This is a genomic window from Rhizobium sp. Root274 (assembly GCF_001429245.1).
In the GTDB taxonomy this organism is placed as follows: Bacteria; Pseudomonadota; Alphaproteobacteria; order Rhizobiales; family Rhizobiaceae; genus Allorhizobium.
The window spans coordinates 628912-641167 of sequence record NZ_LMJE01000001.1 but is presented as its reverse complement, the minus strand read 5'-3'; the positions used below and the strand labels follow the sequence as shown (position 1 = coordinate 641167).

The window sequence follows — 12256 nt, the reverse complement described above, 5'->3', positions numbered from 1 at the left end:
CCGGTCCGGTGCCGCTCGGCCGGCGGGTTAACTGTCAGCCGCTTAGCGCTGCCACCGCTCCAGCGCCTCATGCCCCGCCGGTGTCAGCCCGTAGACGCCCCGCTCCACCCGCTCGAACCAGCCATAGACATTGCCCTGCAAGATCTTGGCCGCCTCGGGAACGCTCGCCCGGATCTCGCGCACCTTGAGCGGCCCTCCCGCCAGCACCGCAGCACAACCAAGCGCCTGCTGCCGATAGGCGGTCATCAGCGGTGTGCGCGTGCTGCCGCCAATCGCGGGATCGCCCTTGCGCTTCTGGTGTTCCCGCATCAGGCGCGACCGCCGCTTCGGATTGGTCCTCGGCATTGGCACGACCGAGCCGACGATCACGCTGACTTCACCGTTGTCGGCAACCCCAAGCATGCCGAAGCCGAGCCGTCGGCAGAGATCGCGGTAGCGCCTGTCGCTCTCGCGCCCCCGGCCCTTGGCCGAGACGCGCGCCGCAATCCACACCTCGTCAGCGACCGACGCGCGATCGACGGCCTGCAGAATGAGTTCGAGGTTGAAGCTGAGCTTCAGCTCGCAGACGACCAAAACGGAGGGATCCGCCTCGCTTACGCCAACGAGATCGCAACCGCCGATCTCGCCCTTGACGGTATAGCCCGCTTCTTCAAGGAAGGTTTTGACGGGCAAGTAGAGCGAGGTTTCCATGGGCCTGGTGAGTCTGGTTGCGAGGCCCGAGACCTATCGCGCTTCGCCCTTCGGCGACAGCCGAAATTCCTCACACCAGAAACACCGAGATGATTGGGAAGGCCGTTAAAAGCACGATGCGAAAGAGGTCGGCGCTGACGAAGGGCACGATTGCCTTGTAGGTGTCGCGGATCGGCACGTCCCGCGCCATCGCCGAGATGATGAAGAGGTTCAAGCCTACGGGTGGTGTGATCATGCCGATCTCGGCCACCATCAGCACCAGGATGCCGAACCAGATGGCGAAATGCTCCGGGCTCATGCCGAAATCCATCGCCGTCACGATCGGAAAGAAGATCGGGATGGTGAGCACGATCATCGAGAGCGAATCCATGATGCAGCCGAAGACAATGTAGAGGATGAGGATGATGATCAGCACGGTCATCGGCGCAAAGCCCTGGGCCGTGACCCATTCCGCGCCCATCTGCGGCAGGCGGGAAAAGGCGAGGAAGGAATTGAACACCGAGGCGCCGAGGATGATGAAGAAGATCATCCCCGTCGAAACCGCCGTCTCCTTGAAGCAGTCGAAGAGCGATCTGCGGTCGAGCCCGCCATTGACGAAGGCGACGAGACCGGCACCGGTCGCCCCGATCGCAGCCGCCTGGGTCGGGGTGAACCAGCCGAGATAGATGCCGCCGACGACCAGGAAAAAGATGGCAACAACGGGCCAGACGGCGATCAGCGCCGGCACCCGCTTGGCCCAGGGGATGCGCGCCGCCTGGCCCGCAGATTCCGGCCGCAGCCGCACATAGATGGCGATGACCGTCAGATAGGACAGGGCCGCGATGATCCCGGGCACGAAGGCGGCAAGGAACAGCTTGGCGATGTTCTGCTCGGCCAGGATCGCATAGATGACCAGTACGACGGAAGGCGGGATCAGGATGCCGAGCGTGCCGCCGGCGGCAAGCGTCGCGGTGGCAAGCCCGCCAGCATAGCCATTGCGCTTCAGTTCCGGCAGGGCCACCTGCGCCATGGTCGCGGCTGTCGCCAGCGACGAGCCGCAGATCGAGCCGAAGCCGGCACAGGCGCCGACGGCGGCCATAGCGACACCCCCCTTGCGATGCCCGAGAAAGGCTGCCGCTGCGTTGAACAGTGACTGGCTCATGCCGCCGCGCGCCGCAAACTGCCCCATCAGCAGGAAAAGCGGGATGATCGACAGCGAGTAGTTCGCATTGGTGTTCCAGGCGAGCGCCTTCATTTGCGCCAGGATCGGCGTCCATTTGCCAAGCACCAGGAAGGTGCCGACCACGCCGGTGCCAAGCATGGCGGCCCCGATCGGGACGCGCAGAAAGATGAGCAGAATGAGAACGGGGAAGGACCAGAGGCCGATTTCAACGCTGCTCATTAATGGGCTCCAAGCGATGCGACGATGGTGCGACGGTCGCGAATGTCGCGGATGTCGGAGAGGATGACGAAGAGGCAGACGAAGATGTTGGCGATGAGCAACGCTGCACCGATGGCAAATCCCCACCAGACCTCCAGCAACAGGATCGGCGTCGTTTCGCCATTGCCGAACTTGTCCATGGTACCGACCACATGCCTCCATGTGACGAGGCTAATCAGTCCGGCGATAATCACGTCGCCGATCAGTTGGGTCCAGTTCATCGCCTTCGGTCCGAAGGCGGCGATCAGAATGTCGACGCCGACATGGCCGCGCTTCAGCTGGCAATAGGGCAGGAAGGCAAAGACCGCTAGACCACACAGGATCTCGACAACCTCGATTTCACCCGGCAGCGGCCGGATCGCAAGGCCGCCCACGATCGAGGCGGCGGTGAGCGTGCAGGCGATGACGAGACACAGGCCGCCGAAGGCGACGAGGCCGTTAGCGAGCGCATAAGTCGCCTTTTCCAAGCGGTGAAAGGCGGGGGAGGCCGGCTGGTCCATCAGAGAGTCCTTGGAAAGTCCATGTAAAAAAGTCCGGGCGCTCCCGACTGGGCGCCCGGACAAAATGGGAGGCTACGTTATTTGCTGTACTCGGCGATCAGCGCTGTCGCGTCGTTATACAGGCCGGTGCCGTCAAGGCCCTTGGCGTCCATGTCGGCGATCCAGGCCTTGGTCACGGCTTCGCCGGCTGCCTTCCAGCGTGCCGTCTCTGTCTCGTCCAGCACGAAGGTGGTATTGCCGGCCTTGTCCGCCAGGTCCTTGCCGCGCACGTCGCCCTCGTCCATCGCCTTGCCGAAGAGGCGCGCGAGTTCGCGGCCGGAATTGTCGTCGATCACCTTCTTCAGGTCGTCGGGCAGGGCCTCATAGCTGTCCTTGTTCATGGCAAAGACGAAGGTGCCGGTGTAAAGTCCGGTGCCGCCGGAAAAGGCGGTGTGGTTCGGCGCCAGTTCCGCGATCTTGATCGCCGGCGTCACTTCCCAGGGAACGACCGAGCCGTCGATGACGCTTTTCGACAAGCTTTCCGGCACGGCCGTGACTGGCATGCCGACCGCCGAAGCCCCCATGGCCTCCAGCATCTGGTTCACCACCTTCGACGTGCCGCGCAGCTTCAGCCCCTTCATGTCCTCAAGCGATTTGACCGGCTTGGCGGCAATGGTGTGAATGAGGCCCGGGCCATGTGTGTGCACGGCCAGAACATGATAGTCGGCCAGTTCGTCCTTCAGATGTTTGTCGGCATAGTCCTGAAAGGCAACCGAAGTCGCCTCCGCCGTGGTCACCATGAAGGGGAGCTCGAAGGCCTCTGACTTCGGAAAACGACCGGGCGTATAACCGAACAGCGTCCAGGTCAGGTCGACAACGCCGTCCTTGACCTGGTCGACCAGGTCGGATGGCTTGCCGCCGAGCTGCATCGCCGGATAGAGCTCGACCTCAATGCGGCCGCCGGACTCGGCTTTGATCTTGTCGGCCCAGGGCTGCAGAACCTTGGCCGGGATGGTCGCCTGCGGCGGCAGCATCTGGTGCAGCTTCAACGTGACGTCTGCCGCATTGGCGGTAAAGGCGCTGACGGAAAGGGCAATCCCGGACAGGCCGGCAAGCAGGAAATGGCGCAACATGGTCTCCTCCCAGAAACGATCGAAAGACGGAATGAAATCGCCACATCGGTCATCCGCACCCCCGACGACGCTGAAACGTCTTGATCGGCCGGTGACGATGTCCGGCTCCTCTCAGCCGGCGATTTCTCCCCTAATGGTTATGGTTACAGAACAGCTTGTCCCGCGCAAATAATAATGTGGCGGGAAATCATAACCCGGAAGATATGTATCGGCAGCGTAATTCCAGGGTTCCACAGCGGGAACCTTGGATCCGCCCGCTCTTGGCGAACGGCTGCCATCCCTTTATAGCTCCCCTCCGGCCATCATGACGACGGCCTGCGCTGTCGAACAGCATGAGGACAAGTTGCATGAAGCGTCGCCCTTTCGATCGGTCGTTTTCCCGCAGGGTTTCCCTTGGCGCCCTGTGTCTGATCGTCGGCCAGGTGCTGACAGCCTGCGCTGGGCGGCCCGGGCCGGAAACCCTGTCTTCGGTGACATTGACCGATTTCCAGCCGAAGCAGGTTGAAACGCTCTACAGCGTCACGACGCGCGACCGCACGGAGCCGGGCAAGAATGTCTTCGGCATTGAAAAGACGCTTCAGCCCAATTATGCCCGTTTCGACATTTCCATTCCGCCGAACCACAAGCCGGCCAATATCGAATGGCCGAAGCGTAAGACGGTTGATCCGCGTACCGATTTCGCCGTGCTCTCGCAGAAGATGCTCGGACGCGCCGATCTGCTGCAGGCCGTGGGCGCTGCGAATGCGGCCCCGCCCATCGTCTTCGTTCACGGCTACAACTACAATTTTCAGGAATCGCTCTATCGCCTGGCCCAGCTGAAGACCGACAGCAGCATCGATGGCATCCCCATTCTTTTCTCCTGGCCTTCGCATGCCGCCCTGCCGGCCTATGTCGCCGACAAGGAGGCCGCCACCTATTCCCGCGATGCACTGGCCGGCCTGATGGCCGACCTCGTGACTGCTCGCAAGGGTGAGGTGGATATCTTCGCCCATTCGATGGGAGGATGGTTGACCGTCGAGGCGCTGCGCCAGTTGAAGCTCCAGGGCCGCACCGATGTTCTCGACCGGCTGCGCGTCATCATGGCGGCCCCTGATATCGACGAGGATGTCTTCACCGCCCAGCTCGACGTCATCGGCCGAATGAAGATCCCGATCCTGCTTCTGGTTGCGGCCGACGACCGCGCTCTGCAGGTCTCGAGCATCCTCGGCGCCGGGTCCCAGCGTGTCGGCGCGCTCGATGCCCGTAACCCGGCTGTCGCGGCGGCGGCCAAGAAGGCCGGCGTCACCATCGTCGACATTTCCTCGCTGGAATCCGCGGACGCCACCAACCACAACCGCTTCTTCGACGTGAGCCAGATTGCCGGCGCGCTGAGCCAGCCGGCCGCAAGCGCAACACTGGGGGACGCGGGTGCCTTCGTCTTCGATGCGGCCGCGAGAACCATTTCCAGCCCCTTCTCGCTGGCAGCAACCGTCTTGCGCCAGCGGTGACGGCAGGGTGAGCGGCGACAGTAGGCGCCTTGCACATTCCCCGTGATGGCAAATGGAAAGATCGACCATGGCATCCCGTCCTGCCGACGGGGGCGAAATGCGCTGTGCTGCGGTGGTGGCCGACGAAATCCTGGCGCGCATCCGTCCCCACTGAACGCCCGCCTTATCAGCTCCCGTTTTCTGCGCTATCATCGGCACCACGCGCAGGAGCCGACGTCCATGACCGAAACCGCGAAACCCACTGTCCTCGACGACGAGGAATTCCACGCAGCCGCCGAACGTGTGCTGCGCGAAGGCGAGACCGTCGCAGACCTCATCGATCGCTCGGCAAGGGCGGAGGTGGAGTATCGGCGCGAACAGGCGGCCTTTATTGCAAGAGGGCTCGCTTCCCTGGAAGAGGCCGAACGCACCGGCGTCTGGTACAGCGCCGAAGAGGTTCACGCTGAACTCAGGGCCAAACTCGAAAAGAGGAAGGCCGAGTTGAACCAATGAGCCGGAAGATCCGCTACAATGCCAAGGCACGGGCGGATCTGAACAGGCTTTACGATTTTCTGCTGGACCGGGACGCGGCCACAGCCGAGCGGGCGCTGGATGCGATCGTTGAATGCGTGATGGGGCTCGCCCAATACCCAAATACCGGCCGCAAGATCGAACAAGACGGCCAGCAATTCCGGGAACTCGTGATCCCCTTCGGTCGCACCGGCTATCTCGCGCTGTACCAGCTCTCTCCAACTGGCGATGTCAACATCCTTGCCGTCCGCCACCAGCGCGAAGACGATTATCGCTGACCCGTCTTACCGGTCGCTAACCTCCCAGCGCGGATTGATCCACGGTTCCTGATTGGAGCGGGGCAGGGGCTGCCTGCCCAGAATATGATCCGCCGCCTTCTCCCCCGTCATGATCGAGGGGCCATTCAGGTTGCCATAAGTCACATGCGGGAAGATTGAGCTATCGGCTACACGCAACCCCTCCACGCCGATCACCTTGGTCGTGGGATCAACGACCGCCATCGGGTCGTCCGCACGACCCATTTTGCAGGTGCCGCAGGGGTGATAGGCGCCTTCCAGATGCTCGGCGAGATAGGCGTCGATCTCCGCGTCCGACTGCACATTCGGCCCCGGCGCCACTTCCGCCTCGCGGTAGGGATCAAACGCCTTCTGGGCAAAAATCTCGCGGGTGACGCGCACGGCATGGCGGAATTTCACCCAGTCTTCCGGGTCGCTCATATAGTTGAAACGCAGTACCGGCGCGTCCTTCACATCAGGCGAGCGTAACGTCACCGAGCCGCGCGACTTCGACATGTTGTAGCCGACATGGGCCTGGAAGCCGTGACCGCCGACGGCCGACTTGCCGTCATATGAGATCGCGATCGGCAGGAAATGATACTGGATGTCAGGCCATTTGACGCCCGCAGCCGAACGAATGAAGGCCGCCGCCTCGAACTGGTTGGAGGTGCCAAGCCCCTTCTTGAAGAACAGCCACTGCGCGCCGACCACCCCCATCCAGAACCAGTTGTTCTTCGAATGCAGCGTGATCGGCAGCTTCGACTTGAACTGGTGGTAATATTCCAGGTGATCCTGCAGGTTCTGCCCGACCCCTGGACGCTTTGCCACGACGGGAATGCCCATTTCCTGCAGGTGCGCAGCGGGCCCGATGCCTGAGAGCATCAGGATCTTCGGCGAGTTGAAGGCCGAAGCTGCCACGATGACTTCGCGGTTCGCCCTGACAACCTCGATCCTGCCGCCGATTTCGACCTCGACACCAACGGCGCGGGTGCCTTCCATCACGACCTTGCGGGCGTAACAGCGGATCAGCGACACATTCGGGCGTTTGAGCGCGGGCTTGAGGTAAGCATTCGCCGTCGACCAGCGCCGCCCCTGCCAACTCGTCTGCTCCATCAGGCCGAAGCCCTCCTGCTGCCGGCCGTTATAGTCTTCGGTCACAGGAAAACCGGCCTGCCGCCCGGCCTCTATAAAGGCGCGGTAGAGCGGGTTCTTCACCTCGCCACGCCGCACATGCAGCGGCCCGTCCGTCCCCCGCCAGCCCTCTTCGCCGCCATGCGATGTCTCCTGGCGCTTGAAATAGGGCAAGACGTCGGCATAACCCCAGCCGCTCGCCCCCATCTCCTCCCAGCGATTAAAATCCTCCGCATGGCCGCGCACATAAACCATGCCGTTGATCGAGGACGACCCGCCCATCACCTTGCCGCGCGGCGCAATCATCCGGCGGTTGTTTAAGTGCGGCTCGGGCTCGGTCATGTAGCCCCAGTTGTAGCGCTCCATGTTCATCGGATAGGCAAGTGCTGCCGGCATCTGCACGAAGGGCCCGATGTCCGATCCGCCGAATTCCAAGACGATCACGGTGTTCTTGCCGTCTTCCGACAGGCGATAAGCCATGGCGGCCCCTGCGGAGCCGGAACCGATGATGACGAAATCTGCGCTACTCATGCCTATCCCCAAAACAATCTTGCCTTGTCGCCCTCGTCCCCGGAAGAGGAGATCTGATGAAGCGCGGCGGCGGTGTCTCAACACCCTCCCCTTGAGGGGGAGGGTCGCGGGGTGGGGTGATCCCTAGGGATGGACAACCTCATAGCGGTCACCCCCACCCGCGCGTGCCGCGCGACCTCCCCCCTCAAGGGGGAGGTGAAAACTCAATAGGGCGCCTCGCATTTGCCCATGCCGACATAAACCGTCTTCAACTCGGAATAATGCTCCAGCGCCGCTGCGGAATTCTCCCGCCCAAAGCCCGACTGCTTGGACCCGCCAAAGGGGATTTCGACCGGGCAGAGATTATAGGTATTGATCCAGAGCGTGCCGGCTTCCAACTGATCGACCACGCGATGAGCGCGCGAAAAGTCGGCGGTAAACACGCCGGCCGACAGACCGAATTCAGTCGCGTTCGCGCGCGCGATCACCTCCGCCTCGTCGTCGAAATCGAGCACGCACATCACGGGCCCGAAGATCTCCTCGCGTGCGATGGTCATGTCGTCGGTGACATCGGCAAACACCGTCGGCTGGATGAAATAGCCTTCACCCGACACGGTGTTCGGAATGCCGCCACCGGTCACCAGCGTGGCGCCCTCAGCCTTGCCCTTCTCGATATAGCCGAGAACTTTTTCGCGCTGCGCATAGGAGACCATCGGCCCCATCTGCGTCGCCTCGTCCTGCGGGTCGCCGATCAGGATCGCTTCCGTGCGGGCCTTCAGCCGCGCGAGGAACGTCTCCTTGATCGCCTTGTGCACGAAGACGCGCGTGCCGTTGGAGCAGACCTGGCCGGTCGAATAGAAGTTGCCGAGCATGGCGCCCGAAATCGCGCTGTCGATATCAGCATCGTCGAAGACGACGATCGGCGATTTGCCGCCAAGCTCCATGGTGACATGCTTTAGCTGGGAAGCGGCGGCTCCCGCCACTTTGCGGCCCGTCGGCACGGAGCCGGTCAGCGACACCTTGGCGACATCGGGATGGCTGACGAGCAGCGGCCCGGTCTCACGGTCGCCCTGGATGACATTGTAGACGCCCTTCGGCGCTCCTGCCTCGATCAGGATCTCGGCGATCTTGAGCGCGCCGAGCGGTGTTACTTCCGACGGCTTGAACACCATGGCATTGCCGGCGGCGAGCGCCGGTGCGCCCTTCCAGCAGGCGATCTGCTGCGGATAGTTCCAGGCGCCGATACCGACGACGACACCGAGCGGCACGCGCTTGGTATAGGCCCAGTCGCCACCGAGCGGGATCTGGCTGCCGTTCATGGCGGTCGCGATGATGCCGCCGAAGAATTCGAAACTGTCGGCGCCCGAGGTCGGATCGGCCACGATCGTCTCCTGGATCGGCTTGCCGGTATCGAGCGTCTCGAGTTCGGAAAGCTCGCGATTGCGTGTCCGCATGATTTCGGCCGCCTTTTTCAGGACGCGCCCACGGGCAGCGGGGCTCCAGGAGGCCCATTCCTTCTGCGCCCGCTTGGCAGACGCGATCGCTTTTTCGATGATCGCAGGGGTCGCCGCATGTAGCCGTGCGATCACCTCGCCGGTCGCCGGATAGATGCTCTCGATGACGGTGCCGTCGGTATCCTCGACATATTCCCCGTCGATGTAATGGGAGGCTTGCGGTTGGGCTTTCATGTCCTGTCTCCAGACGGGTGTTTTCTCTCCACCTCCCCCTCGAGGGGGGAGGTCGCCGCAAAGCGGCGGGTGTGGGTGATCTTGGTCTCTAGCAATACGGTCGTCGTCACGGCTCACCCCACCCCGGACCTGCGGTCCGACGCTCCCCCTCAAGGGGAGGGTGGGTGACAAGCTGGCCCGCCACATAATCCTCGACCAATGCGACAGAGGCATCAATCGACAAGGGTGCGGCTTTCAGAGATTGCCGGATATAGAGCCCGTCAATCATCGCCGCTGCGCCATCGGCAATCCGGCTCGCGTCGATTGCCCCGCACAGCGGCTTCAAACCGGACAACAGGTTCGAATGCAGCCGCCGCGCATAGATGACGAGCAGCCGGCGCACCTCTTCCGAACGCTGCGCCTCCGAATAGAAGGCGAGCCAGGCGGCAACGACATCAGGGGCGAACTGGTCGGCCTGGAAGGAGACGCGGATCAGTGCCGAAATCCGCGCACGCGGCGTTTCCGCAGCGACCAGCGCCGTGACGGCATCCGCCCTCAGCTGCCGCAAAAGCGAGCGGATGGTCTCGATCAGCAACTGGTCTTTCGAACCGAAATAGTGATGGGCAAGCGCCGCCGAGACACCCGCCTCGCGCGCAATCTCGGACATGGTCACGGTCAGCGAACCATGATGGCCGATCGCCTTCAGCGCGGCATCGACAAGCGCCTTGCGCCGAACAGGCTCCATTCCGATTTTCGGCATCCGGTTCCCCTTGGTTTACAGCAGAATAAATTTGATTGACTGATCAATCAATAAAAAATTTTGGCAGCCGCATGGTTCGGATAACGCGCACCGGCAGGCGTGAGGATTAACGGTAAATCGTCGGGCACGCTGCGTTGCCATGGAGGCGCATCGGGCCCTGCCAGATGTCCTTAAACCGGCCAAGACACGCCCTCGGTCGGCTTGTTTTGCAGGGCTTTGGGCGCAGAAGTGATGCCACACCGCCTCCGGCCATCTGCGAGACGCTTGCCGATTGGCCAGCTTCTCCTCCGTCAATCTTCATCGAACTGTCACATCCGGGAAAGGCTTTCTTGACGATTGCCCGCCACGATCTCTCCATAAAAAACAAAGGTATATTGGAGAAGATTATGGCATTGGGGGCGGTCGAAGAGGGCGCAGTTGTGCGCCGGTTCGCCAATGATCAACTGCTGACACTGGCCAAACTGGTTGTCGAAAATGCCCTCCAGCCCATTGTCGAAGTCGGCACCGGCGCCGTCTTCGGTTACGAGAGCCTGCTGCGCGGCCATGACCGGCTGGGTTTTGGCTCGCCGCTTGATCTGCTCGATCAGGCGGCCGAGACGGGCCATCTGCTCGCACTCGAACAGATGGTGGCGAGCCGCGCGCTCGCGAAATTTGCCACACTCCCCGATCGCGCCGGCTCAACGCTCTTCCTCAATCTCGATGTGCGCCTGATCCCGGAGGGCAATGCGCTGGTCGACACGCTGCTAGACCAGTTGCGCAAGGCACAGATCCCGCCATCCTCCGTCTGCTTCGAACTCTCCGAGCGCTTCGACAACACCCGCGTTCCGGAATTCGCCGCTCTGGTCGAGCGCCTGCGCCGCTCCGGCTTCAAGCTCGCCATCGACGATTTCGGCGTTGGACATGGCGAGATGAAGCTGCTTTGCGACTTTCCCGTCGATTATGTGAAGATCGACCGGCATTTCATTTCGGGCCTCGACAGCAATCCGCGCAAGCGCCACCTGGTCAAGAACATCGTCAATTTCTGCCATGTGCTGGGCGTGCGCGTCATTGCCGAAGGCATCGAGACCGAGGGCGAATTCATCGCCTGCCGCGAATTCGGCGTCGATCTCGTCCAGGGCTGGTTCATCGCCCGCCCGACCACGCTGACATCAGAATTGAAGAGTGCCTTCCCGCATCTGCAGGACGTCGGCAAGATCCGTCGCTCCAGCCAGTCGCTCGATGAAATCCTCATTCGCCGCCAGATCGAGACGCTTCCGACCGTCTACGAGCACGAGAACATCGAGCACGTCTTCGATCTCTTCCGCCGCCATCCCGGCCAGACCTTCTTTCCTGTCCTCAACGCCAATGGCGAACCACGCGGCATCATCAACGAGCGCCATCTCAAGGAATATATCTACCAGCCCTTCGGCCGCGACCTGTTGAAGAACAAGCTCTATGAGCGTTCGATCTCGCAATTCGTCGACCGCGCTCCCATTGTCGGTCTCGATGCCGATGCCGAACGCCTGATGACGATCTTCGCCAATATGGAAGGTTCCGACTGCGTCATCCTGACGGAAAACATGCGTTATGCCGGCATCGTCTCTGCCGCCTCGCTCATCCGCATCATCAACGAAAAGCAGCTGAAGACCGCCCAGGACCAGAACCCGCTGACCGGCCTTCCCGGCAACCGCGCCATCGGCGATTTCATCCAGGACACCGCCCGCGACGGCGACGATGTCAGGTTCTTTTGCTACTGCGACTTCGACCACTTCAAGCCGTTCAACGATCACTACGGCTTCCACCATGGCGACCACGCCATCTCGCTCTTTGCCGCCCTGCTGCGCCGCTATTTCTTCTCGGAAGGCGATTTCCTCGGCCATGTCGGCGGCGACGATTTCTTCATCGGCGTAACCGACTGGACCCGCGCGGAACTGAACGAGATCCTTGACCGCCTGCTGTCCGACTTCCACGACGATGTCGTCACCCTCTATTCCGAAGCCGACCGCCAGGCCGGTCGCATCAAGGGCGTGGACCGCCAGGGTCTGGAGCGCGATTTCCCCCTGATGCGCTGCTCGATCGGCGTCATCGAACTCCCGCAAGGTCTCGTCATCGACGATGTCAACCGCATCAGCGCCGAGATCGCCGAGCTGAAGAAGCAGGCGAAGGAGAGCGAGGAGGGACTGGTGATCGGGGTGTTTGGGGATGGGTGAGCGGG

General features: G+C 62.2%; 11 protein-coding genes. 4 read left to right on the top strand and 7 right to left on the bottom strand.

Annotated features, from left to right (window positions below):
- Window positions 1-42: 42 nt before the first annotated feature.
- The 4 genes from ASE36_RS03325 to ASE36_RS03310 all read right to left on the bottom strand — a co-directional run bounded on the left by ASE36_RS03325 (window position 43) and on the right by ASE36_RS03310 (window position 3722).
- Window positions 43-690 carry a DUF2161 domain-containing phosphodiesterase gene (locus tag ASE36_RS03325; protein ID WP_062275560.1) on the bottom strand — a complete coding sequence of 216 codons (648 nt, stop codon included), beginning with the start codon at window positions 688-690 and terminating at the stop codon, window positions 43-45.
- A gap of 70 nt (window positions 691-760) precedes the next feature.
- Window positions 761-2071: a TRAP transporter large permease gene (locus ASE36_RS03320; protein ID WP_062275558.1), complete on the bottom strand. Its 1311-nt coding sequence runs from the start codon at window positions 2069-2071 to the stop codon at window positions 761-763.
- Entirely contained in the window at window positions 2071-2610 is a 540-nt protein-coding gene (locus ASE36_RS03315) for a TRAP transporter small permease (RefSeq protein WP_062275556.1), read from the bottom strand. The genes ASE36_RS03320 and ASE36_RS03315 overlap by 1 nt, the downstream gene beginning before the upstream one ends.
- 77 nt (window positions 2611-2687) lie before the next feature.
- Entirely contained in the window at window positions 2688-3722 is a 1035-nt protein-coding gene (locus tag ASE36_RS03310) for a TRAP transporter substrate-binding protein (RefSeq protein WP_062275554.1), read from the bottom strand.
- Between the two features lie 347 nt (window positions 3723-4069).
- Here ASE36_RS03310 and ASE36_RS03305 point away from each other — a divergent pair, with 347 nt between their 5' ends.
- The 3 genes from ASE36_RS03305 to ASE36_RS03295 all read left to right on the top strand — a co-directional run bounded on the left by ASE36_RS03305 (window position 4070) and on the right by ASE36_RS03295 (window position 5997).
- Window positions 4070-5209 (top strand): alpha/beta hydrolase, encoded by a 1140-nt coding sequence (locus ASE36_RS03305; RefSeq protein ID WP_062275551.1) that lies wholly within the window; start codon window positions 4070-4072, stop codon window positions 5207-5209.
- A 219-nt stretch (window positions 5210-5428) separates the two neighbouring features.
- The gene (locus tag ASE36_RS03300; protein ID WP_062275549.1) at window positions 5429-5701 is read left to right on the top strand and encodes a hypothetical protein; all 273 of its coding nucleotides are present in this window, start codon (window positions 5429-5431) and stop codon (window positions 5699-5701) included.
- The gene (locus ASE36_RS03295) at window positions 5698-5997 is read left to right on the top strand and encodes a type II toxin-antitoxin system RelE/ParE family toxin (RefSeq protein WP_062275547.1); all 300 of its coding nucleotides are present in this window, start codon (window positions 5698-5700) and stop codon (window positions 5995-5997) included. The genes ASE36_RS03300 and ASE36_RS03295 overlap by 4 nt, the downstream gene beginning before the upstream one ends.
- 6 nt (window positions 5998-6003) lie before the next feature.
- Here ASE36_RS03295 and betA read toward each other — a convergent pair whose 3' ends face one another.
- The 3 genes from betA to betI form a co-directional block, all read right to left on the bottom strand.
- Complete coding sequence (gene betA / locus ASE36_RS03290) at window positions 6004-7656, bottom strand: choline dehydrogenase (protein WP_062275545.1); 1653 nt, start codon at window positions 7654-7656, stop codon at window positions 6004-6006.
- A gap of 203 nt (window positions 7657-7859) precedes the next feature.
- Window positions 7860-9323, bottom strand: coding sequence for a betaine-aldehyde dehydrogenase (betB, locus tag ASE36_RS03285; RefSeq protein WP_062275543.1), 1464 nt, complete (start codon window positions 9321-9323; stop codon window positions 7860-7862).
- Between the two features lie 106 nt (window positions 9324-9429).
- The gene (betI, locus tag ASE36_RS03280) at window positions 9430-10062 is read right to left on the bottom strand and encodes a transcriptional regulator BetI (protein WP_062275541.1); all 633 of its coding nucleotides are present in this window, start codon (window positions 10060-10062) and stop codon (window positions 9430-9432) included.
- A 386-nt stretch (window positions 10063-10448) separates the two neighbouring features.
- Here betI and ASE36_RS03275 point away from each other — a divergent pair, with 386 nt between their 5' ends.
- Window positions 10449-12251 carry a bifunctional diguanylate cyclase/phosphodiesterase gene (locus ASE36_RS03275; protein WP_062275539.1) on the top strand — a complete coding sequence of 601 codons (1803 nt, stop codon included), beginning with the start codon at window positions 10449-10451 and terminating at the stop codon, window positions 12249-12251.
- Window positions 12252-12256: the final 5 nt, after the last annotated feature.

Coding starts and splice junctions, on each gene's coding strand:
- ASE36_RS03325 (WP_062275560.1), bottom strand. CDS start 690: ATGGAAACCTCGCTCTACTTGCCCGTCAAAACCTTCCTTGAAGAAGCG.
- ASE36_RS03320 (WP_062275558.1), bottom strand. CDS start 2,071: ATGAGCAGCGTTGAAATCGGCCTCTGGTCCTTCCCCGTTCTCATTCTG.
- ASE36_RS03315 (WP_062275556.1), bottom strand. CDS start 2,610: ATGGACCAGCCGGCCTCCCCCGCCTTTCACCGCTTGGAAAAGGCGACT.
- ASE36_RS03310 (WP_062275554.1), bottom strand. CDS start 3,722: ATGTTGCGCCATTTCCTGCTTGCCGGCCTGTCCGGGATTGCCCTTTCC.
- ASE36_RS03305 (WP_062275551.1), top strand. CDS start 4,070: ATGAAGCGTCGCCCTTTCGATCGGTCGTTTTCCCGCAGGGTTTCCCTT.
- ASE36_RS03300 (WP_062275549.1), top strand. CDS start 5,429: ATGACCGAAACCGCGAAACCCACTGTCCTCGACGACGAGGAATTCCAC.
- ASE36_RS03295 (WP_062275547.1), top strand. CDS start 5,698: ATGAGCCGGAAGATCCGCTACAATGCCAAGGCACGGGCGGATCTGAAC.
- betA (WP_062275545.1), bottom strand. CDS start 7,656: ATGAGTAGCGCAGATTTCGTCATCATCGGTTCCGGCTCCGCAGGGGCC.
- betB (WP_062275543.1), bottom strand. CDS start 9,323: ATGAAAGCCCAACCGCAAGCCTCCCATTACATCGACGGGGAATATGTC.
- betI (WP_062275541.1), bottom strand. CDS start 10,062: ATGCCGAAAATCGGAATGGAGCCTGTTCGGCGCAAGGCGCTTGTCGAT.
- ASE36_RS03275 (WP_062275539.1), top strand. CDS start 10,449: ATGGCATTGGGGGCGGTCGAAGAGGGCGCAGTTGTGCGCCGGTTCGCC.